This is a genomic window from Paracoccus sp. SCSIO 75233 (assembly GCF_027912675.1).
GTDB lineage: Bacteria > Pseudomonadota > Alphaproteobacteria > Rhodobacterales > Rhodobacteraceae > Paracoccus.
Genome location: NZ_CP115761.1, coordinates 52,042 through 72,967 on the forward strand (window position 1 = coordinate 52,042; position 20,926 = coordinate 72,967).

Consider the following 20,926-nt stretch of genomic DNA (forward strand, 5'->3'; position numbering starts at 1 on the left):
CATAATCGGGCGGGGCCTTCTGTGGTCCCGCCCGTGAACGGGCGGTCACCGGCTTGGCCTTCACGATCTATCAGGAACACATCAATGCGCGTATTCTGTGCCTCCATCGCGACGGAGACCAATACTTTTTCGCCCTTGCGCACCGATCTGAACGATTTTGCGCAAAGCTTCTATGCCGCACCGGGACAGCATCCGGAAACGCCCACGCTGTGCTCCGCCGTGTTTCCGGCCCTTCGCAAGCGGCAGGCGGCAGGCGAGATCGAACTCATCGAAGGCACGGCGACCTGGGCCGAACCCGGCGGGCTGGTCAACGGGCAGACCTGGGACCGGCTGCGCGACGAGGTATTGCAGCAACTGCGCGAGGCGATGCCGGTCGATGCTGTGGTTCTGGGCCTGCACGGCGCGATGATCGCGGATAACTGCGTCGACTGCGAAGGCGAGCTGATCGAGGCGGTCCGCCAGATTGCCGGACCGGAAGCCAAGATCGGGGTCAGTTTCGACCCGCACAGCCATCTAAGCGCGAAACGCTATGAAAACGCAGACATCATCACGGTTTTCAAGGAATTCCCGCACACCGATTTCGTGGAAACCGGCGAGGCCTGCGTCGAACTGACCCTTCGTGCCGCACGGGGCGAGATCGAGCCGGTGATCTCAGTTTTCGATGTCCGGATGATCGAGGTTCTGCCGACCAGCCGTGATCCCATGCGGAGTTTTGTCGACCGCATGGTGGCGCTTGAGAATTCCGGGCGGGTGCTGTCGATCTCGGCGATCCACGGTTTCATGGCGGGCGATTCCCCCGATCTCGGGGCGAAGATCATCGTCATCATGGACCGCAACCCGGCCCCCGGCGCATCTCTCGCCGGCGATCTGGGGATGGAGCTGTTTTCCTTCCGCGGCCGCACCCGCCCCGATTTCCTGACCGCGCATGAAGCACTGACACGCGCAGCAGCCGCGCCCAAGGGCCCGGTCGTCGTCGCCGATGTCTGGGATAACCCCGGCGGCGGTGTCGCGGGCGATTCGACCATCATGCTGCGCGAGGCGATGGAACTCGGCCTCAGCAATATCGCCTTCGGGACGATCTGGGACCCGATGGCGGTCCGGCTGTGCCATGCCGCAGGCGAAGGCGCGCGGCTGCATCTGCGCATCGGCGGCAAGACCTCGGATCAGGCGGGCGCGCCGGTCGATACCGATGTGACGGTGCTGCGCATCCAGAAGGACGCGGTGCAAAGCTTCGGTGCCTCCGTCGTGCCAATGGGCGATTGCGCCGTGGTGCGCACCGATGGCGGGATCGAGATCGTGCTGAACTCGAACCGCTCACAATCCTTCTCGCCCGATCTGTTCACAAATCTCGGCATCGACGCGGCAGGCAAACAGGCTCTGGTCGTGAAATCGACCAACCATTTCCACGACGCTTTCGCCGCCATCGCCTCCGAAATTCTCTATGGCGCGGTCGATGGCCCCTACCCCAACGATCCGAAGCGCAACGATTACAAGCGGCTTAAACGCGCGATCTGGCCAATCGTGGACAACCCGCATGAGAGGACATCATGATGTTCGAAGAGCTGACAACGCCAGCCGTTTTGGTCGATCTGGATGTGGCAGAAGCAAATATTGCCCGCTTTCAGGACCATTGCGACCGCCACGGTCTGAAACTGCGCCCCCATATCAAGACCCACAAGCTGCCCATGCTGGCCAAGCAGCAACTCGCGGCAGGGGCGATTGGCATCACCTGCCAGAAGATTAGCGAGGCCGAGGCGATGATCTCGGAAGGCAGCATAGATGACGTGCTGATCACCTATAACATCCTCGGCGCAGAAAAACTGAGCCGGCTGCGCGAGCTTGCCACCCGCGTGCGCCTTTCGGTCGTGGCCGATAACGCCGCTGTCGTGGCAGGGCTGTCACAGGCCTTCACCGATGCGCCCGAACCGCTTCGCGTACTGGTCGAATGTGACACCGGCGCCGGGCGCTGCGGCGTCGCCACGCCAGAGGCCGCAGCCGATCTGGCCGCCCTGATCGACCGCCAGCCGGGCCTGCATTTTGCCGGGCTGATGACCTACCCGCCCGTTGGCCGCGACGCCGAGGTCCAGCAATGGCTGAGCCGCACCCGCGATCTGATCGAGGGAACGGGGCTGACCGTCGACGTCATCTCGAACGGCGGCACGCCCGGCATGTGGCAGGCGCAGGATGTCCCTGTCGCAACCGAATACCGCATCGGCACCTATATCTATAACGATCGCTCGCTTGAGGCGCGCGGGCTGTGTACATGGGACGATTGCGCCCTGACCGTGCTGGCGACCGTGGTATCGGTCCCGGCCCCCGACCGCGCCATTATCGACGCCGGATCAAAGGTGCTGACCTCCGACCTGCTGGGGCTGGAGGGCTACGGACATGTGCTGGGCCGCCCCGACATTCGTATCGAGGCGCTGTCCGAAGAACACGGCACACTGAAGGCCGACAATATCAGCCTGACCGTGGGCGAGCGGGTCCGCATCGTCCCCAACCATGCCTGCGTCGTCAGCAATATGCTCGACCAGATCGAGCTCGTCCGAGGCAACGAGTATCAGACCAGCGCCCCCGTCATCGCGCGCGGCAAGGTCTGGTGAACCAAGATCATCCATTAAGGAACCCAAGATGAGCCAACAAAAACTGATCCGCTACGACACCGCCGACACGCAGGCCGGCGGCACCAAACGCCCCTTTGCCAAGGCCGTCCGCGCCGGGGATTACGTCCATATCTCGGGACAGGTCCCAACCGTGGATGGCGAGGTCGTGACCGGCGGCATCGTCGCCCAGACCGAACAGGTAATCGCCAATATCAAATCCGTTCTGGCGCTGGCCGGTTGCGGGATGGAGGATATCGTGAAGGTCAATTGCTGGCTCGACGATCCCCGCGATTTCACCTCCTTCAACGCCGTGTTCGAAAAACATTTCATCGACCACCCGCCAGCCCGCTCGACCGTGCAGTCGGCACTTATGGTGGATGCCAAGGTCGAAATTGACGTTCTGGCATGGAAGCCGCTGGACTGAGATGACCGAAGGGGCGGAGATCAGTACCGCGAGAGCGGCTGTCATGACCGGGGGCCGGATCCTGTCAATCGGCGAGGCTATGGTCGAGCTTTCCGGCACCGGGGACGGCGACCTGTGGCGTCTGGGTATAGCAGGCGACACGCTGAACACGGCATGGTATCTGCGCCGGCTGCTCGGCCCCGAATGGCAGTTGGGTTATTTCAGCCGCGTTGGCATGGGCGAATTCTCGCAACGGATGCTGGATTTCCTGCAGTGCGAAGGCATTACCACAGACCATGTCAGCCGCGACCCCGATCACGAAATCGGCCTCTACTCAATTTCACTGAAAGACGGCGAGCGGAGCTTTTCCTACTGGCGCGATAACTCCGCCGCCCGCCATCTGGCTGACGATCCCGGGCTGTTGACCGCAGCGTTGCAGGGCTGCGATCTGGCCTATTTCTCGGGCATTACCCTCGCCATTCTGCCCGAGGATCGCCGGAGCACCTTCCTTGACACACTCGCCCGCGCCCGCAAATCCGGTTGCAGCATCGTCTTCGACCCCAACCTGCGGCCACGCCTTTGGGACGCCGCAACCACGATGTGCCACTGGATAGATACAGCCGCCTCGATCTCCGCGCTGGTCCTGCCCAGCTTCGACGATGAAAGCGCTCATTTCGGTGACGCAGACCCCGACGAAACGATCCTGCGCTATCTGAACGCGGGCGCGGATCAGGTCATCGTCAAAAATGGCGGCGGCCCGGTGACTTTCGGCGGCATCGCCGGTAATGGCTGCATCGTTGATTTGCCGCGCAAGACGCCTGTCGACAGCACCGCCGCAGGTGACAGCTTCAACGCCGCCTATCTGGCCGCCACACTACGTGGCGCCGACCCCGCCACAGCAATCCGCGCGGGCCATGATCTCAGTTGCCGGGTGATCGGCCATCGGGGCGCCTTGGTGTGCGAGGCAATCTCGCCACCCGCCCTGTGACGCTCGTTCTTCAAAATGCGCGTTTAAGGCCTGTTACCAAATTTAGCGCCTTTCGTCCCTCATGGTAGCTCCAATCTCCAATGATTAACATATACACGCGACCGTAGAACTTGGCGCCTGAAAATTCCTTCTTAACACGAGCAAAAATCGATCCGGCGCGCACTACACAACATTTTCGAATTCATCGGGAAGCTCGAACCAAGAGTTAATAAAATATCTCTTCGGGAAAAGCCGCCTGCTAACAATCTCAGCAGAAACTTGCGTTTGCTCCCTGAAGGTGTCCAACCCCTGATAAAACGGGATTATGGGTTGTTTTTTCATTTTTAACAGCAGGTTATCTACAGTATCCCGGGTCCAGCCATTCCCGCGAGGAGTGCGCGTCTTTCCATCACTTCCAAGCTGCCGAATATCTTTCCTGCTCTCCAACACCTGATCATAGTTATCAAGGTTAGCAAATTTCATATGAAACAAAAGTAAGCTCTCTGCATTATAGTAGGAGCTATGCCATAAAAAATGTGCGCCGCGTCCGACGACAACAGGATCATAAACCACTGATGCTTTCGTGTATCGCCAATTCCAATGGCCGGTTCGCCGTTGTGCCAAAATCGGACGAGAATCATCCATGACTTCGTCTTCAGGCGTTTGAACAATTTCGACACCTGTTACAAAAGATGCAGGCGCATGCCCTCTCGTCTTCAGCGCCTCAGTCAGATTACCACCGTAGCGGGGATCCGGCACAACCAGTTCGTCCACATCGCCTATTATCACACAATCATATTGCTTCAATAAGATGCGGAGGATGTCATTGAGCAGCGTCCAGCGCAAAACATCGAAGTCGCCGAATGTTTCTCTAACGATACCAATGATATTGCATTCGCGTGCCATTTCTCTAATTGGCGCCTCATCTCCGTGGGAAACTATGTACAGATTTTCCCTCGAAAATGCGCTTCCATAGTGATTTATCCAACGCTTTAAAAACCAATGATCCCGATAAACCATTGTCAGTGCTGCAACCTTCATGATCCGCAGGCCCCCTTTCCACTCAATTCTAGCAGCTTGTAAATCTCATAGATGTACTTTCCTTTACCCTAGGATCCCTCACGCAATAATTTCTCGAATCGAGCGCTTGTGTTTTCGCGCCGCTCCCTTGTCGCGGCCGTTACGAGCTCTTCATCGTCGAAGAAGACCAATTTCTTTGCCTCATCGTATTCAAAATCGAAGGGGAAATTATGAATTTCCTGTGAGTTCATGAAAATGATGTCAAAAACAGCTGATCCACTTCGGCGATAAGTCTCGTCAATCTGGGCAGCACCCTGAATTTGCTGCCGACTGTTGAACGCCGACATTAGAAAATACCTTGGAAAAGCTGGGAAGGTCAGCCCAACTGTTGATGAATAGAATATCTCTGTGAACATTAAGTCTATTTGATTCGACAACGTGTCGCGCGGCAGTGTAGCAATCCAATTCTCATAAAATGGCTTGAATTGTTCGTAAAGCTCCGGGGCAGTTTTAGCCCCATAGGGCACCAGAAGCCGCTTCAGCTGCCAAAACAAATTTTCTCGTCCCTTTTCACCGAGCCTATCGGTCAGAACGGCACGCAACAAATCCGTTTGGTGCCCGCGAATCACAACAGACCCATCGGCGATGCCGGTATGAAGGCCACACATAATTTCTCTAGGAAGCGGAATTTCTAGCCCAGCCGCAACCATAAACTCCTGCTTTGCAAGCGCGGTCTGCCGTTTCGTCGGCTTGATTTTTCGCCTGTCGAGCGCCAGATGCTCTATATCAGCGATTTCAGCGAGCTTACCTGCTATTGCTGCGTCTATTCTGGCCGCATAGTTATGTATCTGGGTAAAACACTGACCAAAGTTCTTTATTTCTGGGCCAGACATCGCTAAGAGTAGACGGCTATCTTGCCCCCCGGACAACGGTAGCCCGGTAGAAAAATTCTTATTGAGAACGCCAATAATCTCGCGGGTTCTTTTGGTAAGAAATTCATACGTGCCAATAAGGTCACTTGTTGTACCGAGTCCCTCCTCTTTTGGCCAAAATCGGTGCTCAGAAAATGTTCTAAGGTCGAGATAGCAATTCGGGTTCCCGCGCTTAGCATAAGCATCTTTCGTGTGGAACAGCGAGTACCTTAACTCCCCGCGTGTGACACTCTCATGGTCATAGAGGGGATGGCAAATCACCTCGCGATTTAGGCAAAGCGCCAAACTGGAGGCGACCTGGCGTTCGCCGGCATCGAAGACCACTCCGTTCATACCGACCGGATCGCTATAACAGCGCCACTCGCTATCTCGCCCTATCAAAATCGTATATCGTCCGGAGACAGGGTAGAGCCATTCTTCAAATGAATCGAAAAACTCATCGCTTTGCGCGTCAATTGAATCAATCCGATAGGAGCCTTGGACTAGCCCGTACTGATCGACACCGATCCCCACAAGATAGCCAAAATGCTCACCATGCCTGTCCAGAAGAGCGGCGGTTCGCACGCCTGTCCCGGTGTAGACAAACCATGGCCCTATGGCGTGCCGATCCATTGCGTCAGTGAGAGAAGCATTTTCCGTAATAACGTATTGCCAACGCGTGACCGTCTGAAAACTAACATTCTTAGAGGCACATAATTTTTCAAGCTGCATAGAATTCATTATGATTGTCCTCAAGCGAAGTTGCATTATTTCGGCATTGTCGCCGCGAAGATGTTAAAAAAAAATACGCCACTCATGAGGACGCAGTCACTTATTGGGACAGGGGGCGGTTATTTTAACAACACAGACAAAAGCGGACCGACCAATCAGGTACCACACGCTGCGATAAATTATACCTGCCAGCCGCCTCTCAAACCCACTCTCGCACACCCGCATTCGCTTAGGCTTTGTTCCCAAAATAGCATTAATTTCACGTCCCGACATCCCCAGGAGACATTCCTGTTTGCTGCTCTAGAGTTGGCTCAACCACTCGCTTTTTTTTAGGTGGAATCGGAGCCTCTGACGGGACGATCCCATGACGTTGCAGTGCCTTGTGCATGAAGCTGCCGCGACGAGGACGGTTATGCTCCGCCTCCTCAAGGCGCGGCTTCATTCGACGCGCCCACATATGCACAGCATATGTCTCGGGGGATAGGAAATCCGTTTCAACGTCAAACCGAGACATGATCATCTTGTTACGGTCCTTGAATGAGATCGGATAGAAAGCTGTCTGCGGCAGCGCATGATCCCATTCGCCGGTCTCTTTGAGATAATGGGACAGAGCAGCCGGTCCCGTCAGCCCCCATTCCTGTTCCGAAAAATGTAACGGTTCGCCACGATCCTTGGCTGCCTGCAATTCCGCTTGTTGTTTGGGCTTCAGCCAGGGGCCGATGGCATAGGGATCCGCGACAAAGCGCAACAAACCCTGTAGCGTTTGGGATTCTGGCGGCAGGCGCATGACGGCGTTACATACAAGATGCGGCTTCTCAAGCCCAAAGACAAACGGATCGCTGAAGTCGAAGGGACGCAGGCACAGCACATCCGCATCGACCCAGATGAAGTCCGATTTTTTCATCAAATGCAGCCGCCACAAATCCGCGTGGATGGCGGGGCTGCCGGTTTTCTTGTGGCGTATGATTTCATCACCGGGGAAGATATCGCGAGCATCGCGGAGCGTTACGCCAGCGGGCGCATTCGGGATCAGATCATAACAATAAAGTAAGGTTTCGTGACCTGCATCGACAAACGACTTCAAACTCAGTTGCTCAAGCCAAGACAGACGATCGCCAATCCACAACGTTGCGATGGTAGGCAGGCTGGTCATATGCTTTCCTTAATAAAAATATGTTCCTTTTTAGCCGAGTGCGATCAATCGGTCTACCCTACCAAGTGTCGCTTTTGTAACCGTTTTCTCTGCGCCGCAAGGGAAGAAGGACACATGATCGGACAGCTTAGCGCTCCTGAGGATCACGTTCTGTCATCGTAAAGCGATGTCATCCCCATACTCTGCCATCATCTGATCGTCGGAACATCTTCTCAGTGGTCGGTTGCTTTGCCTGTCAGCGACATCACCGGGACGTTTTCAATTCCGGCAGTCCAAGGCCATTGTTGCAGGTCATATTCAGCAACGCCACGCTAGGCTTCGTTCTCTCGCCGCCCCGCAGGCGCACAGAATTCTTCTGCATACCCGCGCCGCCGCTTCGCCTTCAGCGTCAGTTCCGCAAACCCCTGCGCCTCGGTTTCGCTTTCGTACCAGCGGGTCAGGCTTTGTCCGCGCCTGCCGATGCGACCCCATTCGCGTGTCAGATGCACGCCGCCGAAAAGATCGGCGGAGAGTTCCAGCCGGTAGAAGCGGCGCATGTTCTGATTTGGGTCGATGCGGGTCAGCAGGGTTGGCGCGCCAAGCGCCTGCGCGGTCCCGGCCAGTTCTACCGCAAGTCCGGATTGCGTCGCTCGCCGATCAGCGGGATCGAAGCCCGGATGCGCTTCGTCACGAGGCCGGGGCGAGGTGTCCGCATGAGCGGACCCCACCAGTGCGGGCAGGAACCAGAGGTCATCTTCGTTCATGGACGCAGGATAGCAGATGCGAACGAAAAGTGAATCCTTGTTGAGCGCGCTGGCAGCGAGTGACGGGAAGCGGGCTCAACATATCCGATGCCGCCTAGCACCGCGGCCTTCTCAGGCCTCTGCCGCCCTATCATCCTGTCGCCACGCTTCCAGACGCGCGTCGGGGAAGGCGGCGATCAGGGGCGACAAGGCTTCAGGCCCGACCAGACAGGCCGCCGTCGACAAGGCATCGGCAAGACCGGCCCGGTTTGCGCTGACCGAGACCGCACGGTCCGCCATATCGGCGCGCGCCCCTGCCCCGGGATCAAGGATATGGCCCAGCTTTCCGCCCGCATCGAACACCGTTCCACGCAGCGCGGAGCTTGCAAGCGCACGGTCGCGCAGGACCAGACGTTCGGCAGCGCCAGCTTGACCCGCCAGCGTGACCGGCCAACCCTGCGACCGGGGCGGGGTGCCAACGGCAGCGATTTCTCCGGTGTCGATCAGCACGTCGCGCAACCCTTCGGCGCGCAGCAGCCCGGCGACGCGGTCGGCAATCACGCCCTGAGCAACGCCGTTCAGCGTCAGCGCCATGCCGTCGCGCACGAACCGGATGCGACTGGCATCGAAATCCACGGCGTCCCAACCGACAAGCGCGCGCGCCCGGTCGATATCCTCGCCGTCCGGCAGCTGCCCCCGAGCCGCTGCCTCGGCATAGACCGCCCAGAACGGCTGCACGGTCGGGTCGAACATGCCGCCGCTGGCCTCATGCACACGGCCGCAAAGGCTCAGGCAATCCAGCAGCTCAAACGGCGGAGCATCCAGCCTGCCCGTGCGATTAAGCGCCGACAGCGCGCTGTCCGTGCGATACAGGCTGAAAATACCCTCCAGCCGGTCGATCTCGGCACGGGCGGTCGCGATCAGGCGGTCGGCCTCGGGGTGGTCCATGATGATCGACGCACCCGCCCCCATTGCCACGCCGCGCCAGTGCCGCAAACCGGGCGCGGCCATCGCCGGCAGGGCCGGGGCCACGACCACACCGGCGGCAATACTCAGGAAACGGCGGCGTTTCATGGTTGTTCCTCCTGTTGACCGGCCAGCGCGCGCAAACGGTTCGCATAATCGGATTCCGGCATCGCCATGCTGCCCGACGGCGGTTTGCCAAGCTCGGGGATCTCCGAAAGCGAGACGATCTGCCCGCCATATTCCGCCGCAAAATCCTCCGCCTTCGCGCGCGTGGCAAAGGGGACCGCTTCGGGCATGTTCATCCCGCCCATCCGGGTTGAGCCGGTCACGAAGACAGCGTCCTCCGCCGCGATCCAGTTATCCGGGCCGGGCCGGGCCCAGTCGGGTGCCGCGCCCATATCACTGACATAGACCGCCACGATCTCCCCCGCCTGTTCGGGCATGCGCCGGAACGCAACCGCATCGCTGACCTGACCAAAAAACAGCGGGTCGAGCACGTCTTTCAGGAAAATCTGCGCCTTCGGCCCGGCATGGTCGAGAACGGTCATCTGACAGAAATAGCCGACCGCTTCGGCGGTCATTGTCATCGGCTCCGGCGCGGCAACCTCTGCCTCGTCCCGGCAGGCGGGCAGCAGCAGAAGCGCCAGGATCAGGGCTTTACGCATCACGGCACCACCTTTCGGAACGCAAGCAGCGCCAGACCGAAGCCGAATAGCGGCCAAAGCGCCAGGGACCCCAGCGAGGCCATCGGCGGGATCGAACGCGCCGCACCGCCAAGGCCCGAGGCCGCAGCCGTCGCCTCGCTCGCGGTCAGATTGAACATGCGAAACGCATCTGCCGGGTTTGACAACAACGCAGCGGGCAGGATCGCGCCAACCGCGCCGCCGCCGTCAGAGGCCACCACCATCGCCAGAAGCCCCAGATCGAACAGAACGACGGCGATGACCCAAAGACCGATCACCAGCCCGGCAGCGCCCGAGGGGCGACGTGCCAGCGATGACAGCGTATAACCAAGCCCCAGAAAGGCCGCACCCAGCAGAAGCGAGCTCCAGAACAGCCGGAACAGCGCCGCCAGCCCGGAGGCCGCACCGGCATCCGCCCACAGCGAAACGACCGCCGCCAGCCCGTACCCGGCCAGCAAGGCCAGCGCCAGAACGCCCAGATGCGCGACAAGCTTTCCGGCCAGAAGCTCCGCCCGGCTCAGCGGATAGGTCAGCATCAGCGGCAGCGTCCCCCGCTCCGCCTCGCCCGCGACGGCATCGAAGGCCAGCAGCAGGCTCAGCAGCGGGACCAGATAAACGGCGAGGCTGGTCAGGCTGGCAACCACAACCGACAGCCGGTCCGCCCCAAGCGCCCCGGTCGGGGCCGATCCGGCGGCGGTCAGAACCAGCGAAAACAGCATCATCAGCAGCACCGCAACCAGAACCCAGCGGTTGCGCAGCGCGATCCGAAATTCGGTTGCGGCGATGGCGGCAATACGTCCGGTCATGCGGCCCGTCCCTTCGCTTGCCCCTCGGCGGAACGGCTGCCGAAATGGCTGTAGATGTCTTCAAGGCTGGGCGGCGTGACCTCTATATCGGCCACCTGCCCGCCTGCCCCGCTCAGCCGCGACAGAAGCGGCATTTTTTCTTCGGACGGCACGGCAAGGCATAGCCGCCCGCCACGCAGTTCCGCGCCCGGCAGCATGGCGGCAACCGCACCTGCACAGCCGGTCGCCGGGGTGACGGCGAACTGCACCGGCAGCGCGGCGCGGCTGCGCAGATCGGCAATCGTGCCCTCGGCCACCATCCGGCCTTCCGACAGGATGACGATCGCATCGGTCCGCGCCTCCACCTCCGTCAGCGCGTGAGAGGACAGCAGGATCGCCGTGCCTTGCGCCGCGAGATCGTCCAGCAGCGCATAGAATTCCCGCCGCGACACCGGGTCGAGGCCCGATGTCGGCTCATCCAGCACCATCAGCTGCGGCGCGCCGATCAGGGCCTGCGCCAGCCCGACCCGCTGACGCATCCCCTTGGAATAGGTCCCGATCCGGCGGCTGGCCGCGTGTTCCAGCCCGACGCGGGCCAGCAACTCGGTCGCCTTGCGGGGATCTTCGCCCCGCAGTCGCAGATATTGCCGGATCTGTTCCTGTCCGGTCAGGGCGGGATGAAACGCGACGCTCTCGGGCAGGTAGGCCACGGCACGGCGCGCGCTCGCACTACCGGGGGCCGCCCCCGTCACCTCGACCGTGCCGCCGTCAAATCCGATCAGACCCAGCACGATTTTCATCAGCGTCGACTTGCCCGCACCGTTATGACCCAGAAGCGCCACGCGCTGTCCGGCCTCGACCGTCAGCGAAACCCCTTTCAGCGCCTCGATATTGCCGAACCGCTTGCGAAGCCCGGCCACTGCCAACCGTGTGGTCATGGTGTCATTCTTTCAACCAGGGCGGACGCGCCGCCTGTTCAAGCGCCGCAACCTCCGACGTGACCTCGGGCGCGACAGGGACGAGCAGCGGGAAACTGTCCACCACCCCGCCGGGCAGCACGGCTGGAAAACTGGATTGCGACCAGCGGATCAGCTGAACCGCTGGCGACCCGATCAACGCCGCCGCCGCCGGTTGCGACCACAGAATATGGTCCATCAGATCGTTCGGCCGATACGGGCTGTCCCCGATACTGTCGCCGTTCAGATCGAACGCAGCATTATCGGACCAGTAATTGCCGCGGCCCTCAACGCTCCATTCCACGTCTTTGGTGCCGACATATTTCACCTGCTCCCGGCTGCCGATAAAGGCGTTGCCGGTAATGCCGTTCCGCTCCGAGCCTGCGGTGAAGTGTATGCCGATGTCACAGCCCTCAAAGCGATTATTCGCAATCAGGTTCTGGTGCGAGTTATAGATGAAGCTGCATTTCTCCGCCCCCCCGCGAACCAGATTGCCCACCACATCCCCGCCATTGGCGAAGTTCAGCATGACGCCGTGATCGCGATCCCTGAGCGAGATGTTATTCAGCACCTGAACCCGGTCGGAATACATGATCGCATAGCCGAGATGGTTGCCGACCGAGACATTGCCCGCCACCTCGCTGTCATGGGTGTACATGTAGTGGACCGCAAAGCGCAGATCGCGGAACAGGTTGTCGCGGAATATGTTCCGCTGCGATGCGTTCACGAAAACCCCGTCGCGGCCCCAGCGAATATCGTTGCGCTCGACCACGGCACCCGGCGCGTTCCAGACATAGATGCCATTGCCCCGGTCATTCATCCGCCGGTCCTGACGCCCCTCGATCACATTGCCGCGCGCGACAGCGTTTCGCGCCCCGTGAATGTCGATCCCGTAAAGATTGCCGCGAATGACGTTATTCTCGACGACCGCGCCTCGTGCGGCCCTGGTCAGTTGCACGCCGCTGTCGATGGCTTCGTGATCGTCGCCCGATCCGGTGATCGTCAGCCCCCGCACGACAACATCCGCCGCATCGACCGTGATGACCGAACCCGTTCCGGCCCCGTCGATCTTCGCCCCATCCTGCCCCTGCAGGGTAAGCGGTTTGTTCAAGGTCACCGGGCCCTCATAGAGGCCCGGTGCCAGTGTCACCACATCGCCGGGCCGTGCCGCGTCGATGATCGGTTGCAGCGCGCCCTGCCCCGCCGCCACGCTGATTTCGGCCGCATGAAGCGGCGAGAACAGCAGCAGAAGCGGGATCAGGGCGCGCCACATGGATCAGGCCGCTTTCGGATGCACGATCATGCGACCGCGCATTTCCATGTGCAGCGCGTGGCAGAACCACTGGCAGTAGTACCAGTAAACCCCCGGGGTCGCCGCCACGAAGGTCACCGACGCCGTCTGCTGGGCGCTGATCTCCATCGCGACGCCGTGGTTGTTCATGGTGAAACCGTGGCTCAGATCGTCGATATCGTCGAGGTTGGTGACAATCACCGTCACCTCGTCGCCCTCATTCACCTCGAACATGTCGAGCGCGAAGTTCGGCGCCTGCGAGGACATGTAGACCCGGACCTTGGTCGGGTCTTCGGAATCCCGGATCACCATATCCTGCCAGTCATCCAGATCGACGCCATCCGCCTCGGCCTGCGCACGGGTGTCGGCCCAGGAATGATCGTTGCGATCCCAGACCGGTTTCGGGTTCACCTTCGAGCGGTGCACCAGAATGCTGTCATGCGGCTCGGCAAAGGTCGGGCCGTCATGCAGCAGGGTCAGCTCGGTCCCGTTCAGCGCGAAAAGCTGCTCGTTCTCGGGCTTCAGCGGGCCGACATTCAGGAAGCGGTCCTTGGAGAATTTGTTCATGGAGATGAACCATTTCCCGTCCGCCTCTTTCGTCTCGCCCATCGTGGTCGAGTTATGGCCCGGCTGGTAATGCACATCCGCCTTGGACTTGATCGGATCGACCTCTTCGCCGTTATGGGCGCGGACCGCATCCTCGATGTTCCAGACCACGACCTGACTGTCGAGGAACAGAGTGGTGATCGCATTGCCCTTACCGTCAAACGCGGTATGCAGCGGACCCAGACCCAGCTCGGGCTGGGCGACGATGACCGATTCCGGCTCGGCTTCATCGGCAAAGATCGCGTCGAACTTGGTCACATCCATGACCGTCACCGTGGGCGACAGCTTGCCCGCGATGCACAGATGCTTGCCGTCCGGGGCCATGTTACAGCCATGCGGGTTGTTCGGCACGGTGACGTAACGGGTGTATTTCTTGTTCTGACCCTTGCGGCCATCCAGAACCTTCACACCGTTCTTTTCTTCGAAATCGCCGGCCTCGATGCCCTTCTCGATCTCTTCGATATTGAAGATCACGACATGGTCGGTTTCCGATTCCATCATCTCGGCCGAGGTCATCCCCATTTCAGAGTTATAGGAGGTCGAGAACGCATATTTGCCGGTGTAATCCGCATCGGTGTTGTCGAGGTTGCCCGACACCATCACCTGCCACGCCACCTGCATCGTCTCAGCGTCGATGGCCGTGTAATAGTTCACATAATCCTTCGGATCGAGCATGGTGCCGTCATTGACGATCGGCGTCTCATCCTCGCCATTGGCAAACACATATTTCGTGTGCGGCATCTTCTGCGGACGCAGGCCGTGGATGGCCTTGGCATTCGGGATCTCGGTGATCTTGTCGCATTTCATGACGTCACAGCGCACGCGGGCCACCCGCGTATTCGCCTTGTCGTTCATGAACAGATATTTGCCGTCATAGGTGCCGTCGGTGAAGGACATATGGACGTGGTGCAGGTCACCATTGTCATGGATGCGCTTGCCTTGCGCGGCCAGATAGGCCTTGGTTTCGGGCAGCATCCCTTCGTCGAAGATCTTCAGCGACTCGTTGGTCTGCCCCCAGCCAGTGGCGGAGCAGCGGTTGAACACCGGAATCCGCATCAGTTCGCGCATGGACGGAATGCCAAGGATGCGCACCTCGCCGGTCTGGCCAGAGGACCAGAAGCCGTAATACTCATCCAGCTCGCCCGGCGGCGGCGTCGCCTCGGATGCGTCCTGCGCCATTGCCGCGCCGGCACCCATGGCCGTCGCACCCAGACCGGCGCTGCCCGCGATAAAGGCGGTCCGGCTCAGCCCGGCACCCCCGATGATCGCCGCGCCGCCTGCCGTCGCGCCCAGAAGGCCGCGGCGGCTGATGCCGGATTTCTTGTTGTCACTCATGTCAAACTCCTTCGGTTTTCACATTCGGATGATTGGCCAGCCCGTCACGCGGCGGCGCGGAGGCGGCAAGCTTTGCCCGACGCTTGTCCTGCTTGATGACCACCGGGCATTTGCTGTGGCTGTGGTAAAGCACCTGGCAATGCATGCAGTTCAGGCACTCATTCGGGTTGATCTCACCTGTCGGGTGGATCGCCTGCACGAAGCATTCATTCGCACAGGTCTGGCACGGATTGCCGCATTCGTTGTAGCGTTTGAGCCAGTCGAACATGCGGATCCGCGCCGGTATGGCGAGGCCTGCCCCAAGCGGGCAGAGGTAACGGCAGTAAAATCGTTCAACAAACAGCCCCGCCATCAACAGCCCGGCAGCGTAGACCACAAACGGCCACGCACGGGCGAATTTCAGGATGATCGCGGTCTTGAACGGCTCGACCTCGGCCAACCGCTCGGCCTGTTCCAGAGAGGCGAGCGAGACGCCGAACAGCCCCAGAAAGATCATGTATTTCACCGGCCACAGCCGCTCATGCAGCCCCCAGGGCAGGCTGTATTGCGGAATGCCCAGCTTGCGGCCGATCTGGTTCAGCAGCTCCTGCAATGCGCCGAACGGACACAGCCAGCCGCAATAGGCCCCCCTGCCCCAGAAGATCAGCGCGGCGGCGACGGCAAACCACAGGATGAAGGTCAGCGGGTCCAGCAGGAATGCCTGCCAGCTGAAGCCGGTCGCGAAACTGTTGGCCAGCGCCATGATATTGACGACCGATAATTGCGCGTTCCACATCCAGCCCAGAACCACCAGCGTCAGGGTCAGGAAGGACATGCGGAACCAGTAAACCGCGCGCTCCGACCGGCTGAGCCATTCCTGAAAGAAGAATGCAGCAGTCAATACGCTGAGCATCACGACGAGAACCGTGACCTGAAGCTTCTTCCCTTCCCAGATCCGCTTCCACAACGCGGCCTGCGCGCTCGCCTCATCCTGCACGGCAATCGTTTCCGCGGGCGACGGCGCGGACGGTGCTGCGGCAGGTTCGGGGGACGGGAGCGGGATCAGATAGTTTTCCGGCAGCTCATAACCCAGATCGAATGTGGTGAAGACCTTCTCGATGGCCGCAACGTCGCGATGCACCAGAAGCTGAATGCGGAAAGGCCGCGTCGGGTCGAAGCCGCTATCGGCGGGGATCCTGAAAAGATCGGTCTCGCTGAAATCGGGCGCCCCGTCCGTCACGATCTCCGCCCGGCGATGATCCCGGTCGCGGAAACGGACCGATATATCGTCCTGGATCAGCTGGATGCGGTCGAATATCCCGCCCCGGACATAGCCCGACCCCTTGAAGCTGTACTGCCCCAGCCCGGCGATCAGAACCGCCTCATCACCGTCTTCCAGCCAATCGTCCAGATTGCCGAACTCGGCATCGCCCAGCACTGGCCGCCCGATCCCCGGCAGGCTGACCAGCACGGCCTGCATGTCGATGAACACCGTCTCCGGCGGATCGCTCAGCGCCCTCGCGTCAGAACGCGGGTCGCCAAGCGCGGCAAATGCCTCGTTCACCTCGCCTGTCGTCAGGGTCAGCCGCCGGACCGTGCCATCACCCAGAAGCGTGTCCCAGTCCCCTTCCGCGACTGCCGCAGCGTCAATCTCGAAGCGCGGGCCGGTGTCCTGCTCCTCCGCCAGGCCGCCCAGACCAAGCGCACGCGCCACTTTCAGGCTGGAGCGCAGGATGGAATCGTCGATCACCATGACCGTGACCGTCGCCCCCGACACGATATCCAGCTCATGCGACGACGTCCCGGCAGCCTCCGCCACCAGATCAAGCCCGGCATAACCCTCCGCCACGGCGGTCATCTTCGCCTCGGGGATGCCGATCAGAACGATGGGCTCGGAATGCTTGACCAGCTTGACGCCAAGCACCTTTGCGTCGGGGCTGATGGCGACCAGCGTGTGAATGGGCTTGCCGGAATAGCCGGTCGTTCCGACGAAATCGGAGGTCATGAACGCATAGCCCAGCGTCTCTGCCCCGCTCAGCAAGGGGGCGACCGGTATATCATCGCGGATCGGGCCGAAACCGTCGGCACCCGCCACCAGATCCGCCGGCGCGACCTCGTCCAGATAGCGCGCCAGCACCGAAGATTGCTGCGCCTGCGCCTGCGCCGTCACCAAAGCCGCCAGAACCAGGGCAAGAATGCTCAGAAGGCGGCGTAAAACGGGCATGGAATCATTGCTCCCAATGGCAGCGAATGCGGACTCATTCACCTCGGCGCTAACGACCCCCAACCACAAAGTCCTTGAGCAAAGTCAGTTCCGCGCCGCGCCCTCAATAACGAGAATGCAGCCGCTTTTTGTTATCCGTTGGGAACGGATGGTTTTTCGCTCGGGACCGGGGTTTTTACGGCAACACACACTGGTGCGACAGATTGGCGCAACACAACTATAGGCTGATCTAATGGCGATTTCAACATCTGAACAGATCTGCGCGGCCGAACGGCTTGCGCCAGCGGCACCGATCAGGGCGCGATCACATCCAGCCGGGGGAAATACGTCTGGTAGCGCCCCCGATCCCGCGTCAGCAGGCGATACCCCCGGATGGCCGCATGGGCGCCGATATAAAAATCCGGCAGGGGGGAGCGCCGCGCACCGCCCCGGCGGCGATAGCCGAGAAAGGCTTTGCCAGCAAGAAAGGCGGCGGCCCAGGGCAGCGGCTCACGATGGAATATCTCTTCCGGCAACAGCGCATCGAGGGCTTCTATCCGGCTATGCGCAACGGAAACCTCAGCATATATCAGCGGATTGATGACCAGCCGCGCCCCCTGCCCCGCCCGCGCCAGCGCAGCGGCGGACCAGTCCGCCCATTCCGCGTCATTGGTGGTGATGTCGATCAGGATATTCGAGTCGACCAGAACCGGCGTCATTCGCGGGTCAGCGCCATGATCTCATCGGTGCTGAGCCCGGTATCGGCACTGCCGCGCAACCCGGCAATGGTCGCCTGCAACCGGCTGGCACGCGCACTGCCCGCCTGCCCCGCTGCAACGACCCGCACGACACCATCATCCCCGATAATGAACTCAACCTCGGTTCCCGGCTGAAACCCGGCGAAATCGCGGACATCCTGCGGAATGGTCACCTGACCTTTGGTGGTAATGCGCATGGCGTGCTCCTTGGTAATACCGAAAGTAATACCGAGGACGGGCGCGGTCAAGCGCCGGGCAAAACGCTGCCGGTTCCGCCGCGCCAACAACGCTGCCGCCCCTACCCGCGCGGAAGACCGCGGGTTTTGGCTCCGCTGGCGATCCGCGCGAAATATGGCACATCTCAGTTACAGGCCAGGCCAATAACCACGACCAATTGCACAACAACGCCCAGATTCGCGCAAAAGCCCCGTCTTTCCGATAATTAGAATCTAGCCCCGCAACCGGCGCAGCGGCCAGCGTGGATTCGGTAAAATCCACCCCCATATGCCCGTTTAACCCCCAAAATACGCGAGAAAACTGCGAATTGAACCGGATTCACGGCCTGTCCCGGATAGAGATCGCGATTTCTGCAACCTATAGTCAGAAATTAGTTAATAATTATCGTCTAGATTGTTTTCTGTGTCACTGACCCGGCTCGTTAACTATTTTCTGCATAAGGAAAATCCAATGGTTCTGGTTACTCCCCCCAGCACCGGCGTTAACGATCCGGGGCAGTGGTTCACGACGATCATCATCAATAATGTCGGCCAGGTCGATACGCTTCAGGGCGATTCCATCGCCGAAAACGCGCAGGATCTTCTTGGCGGCAAGACATTTTCCGTCACCTCCGCCGAGGCGCGCAGCTATGACGGGGCCGGGGATCAGAACCATATCCTCGGGGTCGAAGATTACGGATACACTCAGGATCTGATCGAGTTCGACGATTTTCCCGGCAGCAAGGTCGTCGCCGACGCCGCCCTCTATGTCTACGCCACCTTCTCGACCACGACCGGCGACTCGCTCTGGCTGGCCGTCTATGCGGCGCAATACGAAATGCCCGATGGCACGTTTCGGATCATGTTTCAGCCCGTCGGGGTCAACGATCTCGACTACCTGACCGGTTCGATCAACGCCGTCACCTTCGACGACCCGGTCAACACCATCAATTACGGCACCTATTATGTCGACCGCGATATCCAGTCGAGCATTGTCTGCTTCGCCCGTGGCACGCTGATCGCAACCCCTTCTGGCGAAGTCCCGATCGAGGAATTTCAGCCCGGCGATCTCGTCCTCACCCGCGACGAAGGCGCGTTGCCGATCCGCTGGATTCAGAAGCGCCGCCTCGATTCGATCGACCTGATGCTTAATCCGAACTGGCACCCGATCCGCATCCGGGCCAACGCTCTGGGCTCCGGGTTTCCCCGCACCGATCTCGTCGTCTCCCCCCAGCATCGCATCATGATCAACTCCCGTATCGTCAGCAGAATGGCCGGGGTGAACGAGGCACTGGTGCCGGCCAAGAAACTGCTTACCCTCGACGGGGTCGATGTCATGGATAACGTCACGGAGGTCGAATACTGGCATTTCCTCTTCGACAGCCACCAGATCGTCACCTCCAACGGCCTGCCGACGGAAAGCCTGTTCACCGGCCCGCAGGCAATGACAGCACTCAGCCAGGACGCCCTGACGGAACTGCGCGAACTGATGCCCGAAGCATTTTCCGAAACCGCAGACGGCCCGCCTGCCCCCCTCGCCCGCAAAGTCTTCGAGCCGGGGAAGATCGGCAAATTACTGGAGCGCCACCGGAAGAACAACAAGCCGCTCGTTCAGGGCTTTGAGTGCCAGATCGTCAGCGTCAGCTTTTCGCCGCAACTCATCGACCAGCTAAAATAACGCTCATCTCTTGCGATGGACGGATTTCCGCCGCGCGCGTCCCGCGTCACGACCCCGCCGTTTCAACCGAAATTGAATGCAGACCCGGCTCGACCCGGCGCGCCACGATCTCGATCCGCCGCATCAGATGCGTCCGAACATAGCTCGCATGAAATCCGGTCGGCGCAACCAGCGTCAATCGCCCGTCGCTGATCCCGCCATCACCAAGCCCGGCGATCCAGGCATCGAAAACCGCCTGATCCTCAGCCGCCAGCAGCCCCCGCATCGCCGCCCAGACCGTACCAGCAGGCGGGGCTTCGGTCCGCCGGAAGGGAACCACTTTGCGGTCGATTTCGGGCGGAGGTGCCCCCCCTGCCCTTTCGACGAAATCGGGTCCGATATTTTCCCAGACAGCGCGCGTATCCAGCATGATCCGCTCGAGATCGAAGCCGAGCACCGCCACCCGGCCACGCGCGCCCTGCCGCTTGACCGTGACCCAGCCCAGTGACCGCAGCCGCGCCATGTCGCGTTTGACCGTCCGTTCATCGACGCACCACAGCCGCGCAATCTCGCGCTGACCCATCGTCAGCTCATTGCGCTGCCAGTTATACCGGGTGGTGATCAATGACATGAACCGCATGACCAGCCGCTGCCGGTGCTGGTCCCCGGCAAGCCCATAGGCCATGAGTGCCGAGAGTATGTCATATTTCTTCGCCGCGGCCTCCCGGCCAACGGGACGGATCACCTGCATCACTGCTCCTGCCCGCCGGTTCACCCGGCTGATATGCTCCCGCCATGGAACTGGCGGCCCTCGCACGGCGTGGTGATCTTGTGCCACCCAAAACGCTTTTCGCCGTCCTTACCGCATTTGCGTTCGCTTTTCCGATTCTGTCAAGGGATTTGCCGAATGGGCGGGTTCCCTCGTCTCTTTCCGACAGGAAATAACGGTATCTATGGTATTGGGTGACATCCAAGGTGACC

The 20,926-nt window shown here is 60.4% G+C and carries 19 protein-coding genes; 5 read left to right on the forward strand and 14 right to left on the reverse strand.

Translation table 11 applies throughout. The annotated features are described in order from the left end of the window. The first annotated feature begins 84 nt into the window (after nucleotides 1-84). Genes PAF12_RS17945 through PAF12_RS17960 form a run of 4 tightly spaced genes read left to right on the forward strand, consistent with a single transcriptional unit; the run spans nucleotide 85 to nucleotide 3,994 of the window. Nucleotides 85-1,551, forward strand: a complete 1,467-nt coding sequence (locus tag PAF12_RS17945; RefSeq protein WP_271109866.1) for a M81 family metallopeptidase — start codon at nucleotides 85-87, stop codon at nucleotides 1,549-1,551. Further along, nucleotides 1,551-2,603 carry a D-TA family PLP-dependent enzyme gene (locus PAF12_RS17950; RefSeq protein ID WP_271109867.1) on the forward strand — a complete coding sequence of 351 codons (1,053 nt, stop codon included), beginning with the start codon at nucleotides 1,551-1,553 and terminating at the stop codon, nucleotides 2,601-2,603. The genes PAF12_RS17945 and PAF12_RS17950 overlap by 1 nt, the downstream gene beginning before the upstream one ends. Nucleotides 2,604-2,631: 28 nt before the next feature. Then, the gene (locus tag PAF12_RS17955) at nucleotides 2,632-3,027 is read left to right on the forward strand and encodes a RidA family protein (protein ID WP_271109868.1); all 396 of its coding nucleotides are present in this window, start codon (nucleotides 2,632-2,634) and stop codon (nucleotides 3,025-3,027) included. 1 nt (nucleotide 3,028) lies between these two features. Beyond that, entirely contained in the window at nucleotides 3,029-3,994 is a 966-nt protein-coding gene (locus PAF12_RS17960; RefSeq protein WP_271109869.1) for a sugar kinase, read from the forward strand. Nucleotides 3,995-4,156: 162 nt separating this feature from the next. Here the strand turns inward: PAF12_RS17960 and PAF12_RS17965 are convergent, their stop codons facing one another. The 13 genes from PAF12_RS17965 to PAF12_RS18025 form a co-directional block, all read right to left on the reverse strand. Then, nucleotides 4,157-5,014, reverse strand: coding sequence for a glycosyltransferase family 2 protein (locus PAF12_RS17965; RefSeq protein WP_271109870.1), 858 nt, complete (start codon nucleotides 5,012-5,014; stop codon nucleotides 4,157-4,159). Between the two features lie 68 nt (nucleotides 5,015-5,082). Continuing rightward, nucleotides 5,083-6,636 carry a hypothetical protein gene (locus PAF12_RS17970; RefSeq protein ID WP_271109871.1) on the reverse strand — a complete coding sequence of 518 codons (1,554 nt, stop codon included), beginning with the start codon at nucleotides 6,634-6,636 and terminating at the stop codon, nucleotides 5,083-5,085. 259 nt (nucleotides 6,637-6,895) lie between these two features. After that, nucleotides 6,896-7,789 (reverse strand): hypothetical protein, encoded by an 894-nt coding sequence (locus PAF12_RS17975; protein ID WP_271109872.1) that lies wholly within the window; start codon nucleotides 7,787-7,789, stop codon nucleotides 6,896-6,898. A gap of 311 nt (nucleotides 7,790-8,100) precedes the next feature. Beyond that, nucleotides 8,101-8,532: a WGR domain-containing protein gene (locus tag PAF12_RS17980; RefSeq protein WP_368045179.1), complete on the reverse strand. Its 432-nt coding sequence runs from the start codon at nucleotides 8,530-8,532 to the stop codon at nucleotides 8,101-8,103. Nucleotides 8,533-8,643: 111 nt separating this feature from the next. Further along, on the reverse strand, nucleotides 8,644-9,585 hold the full coding sequence (locus tag PAF12_RS17985; RefSeq protein WP_271109873.1) for an FAD:protein FMN transferase: 942 nt from the start codon (nucleotides 9,583-9,585) through the stop codon (nucleotides 8,644-8,646). Continuing rightward, nucleotides 9,582-10,142 carry a nitrous oxide reductase accessory protein NosL gene (locus PAF12_RS17990; protein ID WP_271109874.1) on the reverse strand — a complete coding sequence of 187 codons (561 nt, stop codon included), beginning with the start codon at nucleotides 10,140-10,142 and terminating at the stop codon, nucleotides 9,582-9,584. Before PAF12_RS17990 ends, PAF12_RS17985 begins: the two co-directional genes overlap by 4 nt. Continuing rightward, nucleotides 10,142-10,966: an ABC transporter permease gene (locus PAF12_RS17995; RefSeq protein WP_271109875.1), complete on the reverse strand. Its 825-nt coding sequence runs from the start codon at nucleotides 10,964-10,966 to the stop codon at nucleotides 10,142-10,144. Before PAF12_RS17995 ends, PAF12_RS17990 begins: the two co-directional genes overlap by 1 nt. Next, nucleotides 10,963-11,883, reverse strand: a complete 921-nt coding sequence (locus PAF12_RS18000; RefSeq protein WP_271109876.1) for an ABC transporter ATP-binding protein — start codon at nucleotides 11,881-11,883, stop codon at nucleotides 10,963-10,965. The genes PAF12_RS17995 and PAF12_RS18000 overlap by 4 nt, the downstream gene beginning before the upstream one ends. Nucleotides 11,884-11,887: 4 nt before the next feature. Then, nucleotides 11,888-13,174 carry a nitrous oxide reductase family maturation protein NosD gene (locus PAF12_RS18005; protein ID WP_271109877.1) on the reverse strand — a complete coding sequence of 429 codons (1,287 nt, stop codon included), beginning with the start codon at nucleotides 13,172-13,174 and terminating at the stop codon, nucleotides 11,888-11,890. A gap of 3 nt (nucleotides 13,175-13,177) precedes the next feature. Further along, nucleotides 13,178-15,133, reverse strand: coding sequence for a TAT-dependent nitrous-oxide reductase (gene nosZ, locus PAF12_RS18010; RefSeq protein WP_271109878.1), 1,956 nt, complete (start codon nucleotides 15,131-15,133; stop codon nucleotides 13,178-13,180). 1 nt (nucleotide 15,134) lies between these two features. Continuing rightward, entirely contained in the window at nucleotides 15,135-17,336 is a 2,202-nt protein-coding gene (locus PAF12_RS18015; protein ID WP_271109879.1) for a NosR/NirI family protein, read from the reverse strand. A gap of 293 nt (nucleotides 17,337-17,629) precedes the next feature. Beyond that, on the reverse strand, nucleotides 17,630-18,034 hold the full coding sequence (locus PAF12_RS18020; RefSeq protein ID WP_271109880.1) for a type II toxin-antitoxin system VapC family toxin: 405 nt from the start codon (nucleotides 18,032-18,034) through the stop codon (nucleotides 17,630-17,632). Continuing rightward, nucleotides 18,031-18,270 (reverse strand): AbrB/MazE/SpoVT family DNA-binding domain-containing protein, encoded by a 240-nt coding sequence (locus PAF12_RS18025; protein ID WP_271109881.1) that lies wholly within the window; start codon nucleotides 18,268-18,270, stop codon nucleotides 18,031-18,033. The genes PAF12_RS18020 and PAF12_RS18025 overlap by 4 nt, the downstream gene beginning before the upstream one ends. 490 nt (nucleotides 18,271-18,760) lie before the next feature. Here PAF12_RS18025 and PAF12_RS18030 point away from each other — a divergent pair, with 490 nt between their 5' ends. Continuing rightward, nucleotides 18,761-19,966: a Hint domain-containing protein gene (locus PAF12_RS18030; protein ID WP_271109882.1), complete on the forward strand. Its 1,206-nt coding sequence runs from the start codon at nucleotides 18,761-18,763 to the stop codon at nucleotides 19,964-19,966. 46 nt (nucleotides 19,967-20,012) lie between these two features. Here PAF12_RS18030 and PAF12_RS18035 read toward each other — a convergent pair whose 3' ends face one another. Beyond that, nucleotides 20,013-20,696 (reverse strand): hypothetical protein, encoded by a 684-nt coding sequence (locus PAF12_RS18035; protein ID WP_271109883.1) that lies wholly within the window; start codon nucleotides 20,694-20,696, stop codon nucleotides 20,013-20,015. Nucleotides 20,697-20,926: the final 230 nt, after the last annotated feature.

What these genes read in the sequence shown, in the direction of transcription:
- PAF12_RS17950 (WP_271109867.1), top strand. Translation starts at nt 1,551, where the DNA reads ATGTTCGAAGAGCTGACAACGCCAGCCGTTTTGGTCGATCTGGATGTG.
- PAF12_RS17980 (WP_368045179.1), bottom strand. Translation starts at nt 8,532, where the DNA reads ATGAACGAAGATGACCTCTGGTTCCTGCCCGCACTGGTGGGGTCCGCT.
- PAF12_RS17985 (WP_271109873.1), bottom strand. Translation starts at nt 9,585, where the DNA reads ATGAAACGCCGCCGTTTCCTGAGTATTGCCGCCGGTGTGGTCGTGGCC.
- PAF12_RS18025 (WP_271109881.1), bottom strand. Translation starts at nt 18,270, where the DNA reads ATGCGCATTACCACCAAAGGTCAGGTGACCATTCCGCAGGATGTCCGC.
- PAF12_RS18020 (WP_271109880.1), bottom strand. Translation starts at nt 18,034, where the DNA reads ATGACGCCGGTTCTGGTCGACTCGAATATCCTGATCGACATCACCACC.
- PAF12_RS18000 (WP_271109876.1), bottom strand. Translation starts at nt 11,883, where the DNA reads ATGACCACACGGTTGGCAGTGGCCGGGCTTCGCAAGCGGTTCGGCAAT.
- PAF12_RS18005 (WP_271109877.1), bottom strand. Translation starts at nt 13,174, where the DNA reads ATGTGGCGCGCCCTGATCCCGCTTCTGCTGCTGTTCTCGCCGCTTCAT.
- PAF12_RS17955 (WP_271109868.1), top strand. Translation starts at nt 2,632, where the DNA reads ATGAGCCAACAAAAACTGATCCGCTACGACACCGCCGACACGCAGGCC.
- PAF12_RS18030 (WP_271109882.1), top strand. Translation starts at nt 18,761, where the DNA reads ATGGTTCTGGTTACTCCCCCCAGCACCGGCGTTAACGATCCGGGGCAG.
- nosZ (WP_271109878.1), bottom strand. Translation starts at nt 15,133, where the DNA reads ATGAGTGACAACAAGAAATCCGGCATCAGCCGCCGCGGCCTTCTGGGC.
- PAF12_RS18035 (WP_271109883.1), bottom strand. Translation starts at nt 20,696, where the DNA reads ATGCAGGTGATCCGTCCCGTTGGCCGGGAGGCCGCGGCGAAGAAATAT.
- PAF12_RS17975 (WP_271109872.1), bottom strand. Translation starts at nt 7,789, where the DNA reads ATGACCAGCCTGCCTACCATCGCAACGTTGTGGATTGGCGATCGTCTG.
- PAF12_RS17965 (WP_271109870.1), bottom strand. Translation starts at nt 5,014, where the DNA reads ATGAAGGTTGCAGCACTGACAATGGTTTATCGGGATCATTGGTTTTTA.
- PAF12_RS17995 (WP_271109875.1), bottom strand. Translation starts at nt 10,966, where the DNA reads ATGACCGGACGTATTGCCGCCATCGCCGCAACCGAATTTCGGATCGCG.
- PAF12_RS18015 (WP_271109879.1), bottom strand. Translation starts at nt 17,336, where the DNA reads ATGCCCGTTTTACGCCGCCTTCTGAGCATTCTTGCCCTGGTTCTGGCG.
- PAF12_RS17990 (WP_271109874.1), bottom strand. Translation starts at nt 10,142, where the DNA reads ATGCGTAAAGCCCTGATCCTGGCGCTTCTGCTGCTGCCCGCCTGCCGG.
- PAF12_RS17945 (WP_271109866.1), top strand. Translation starts at nt 85, where the DNA reads ATGCGCGTATTCTGTGCCTCCATCGCGACGGAGACCAATACTTTTTCG.
- PAF12_RS17960 (WP_271109869.1), top strand. Translation starts at nt 3,029, where the DNA reads ATGACCGAAGGGGCGGAGATCAGTACCGCGAGAGCGGCTGTCATGACC.
- PAF12_RS17970 (WP_271109871.1), bottom strand. Translation starts at nt 6,636, where the DNA reads ATGCAGCTTGAAAAATTATGTGCCTCTAAGAATGTTAGTTTTCAGACG.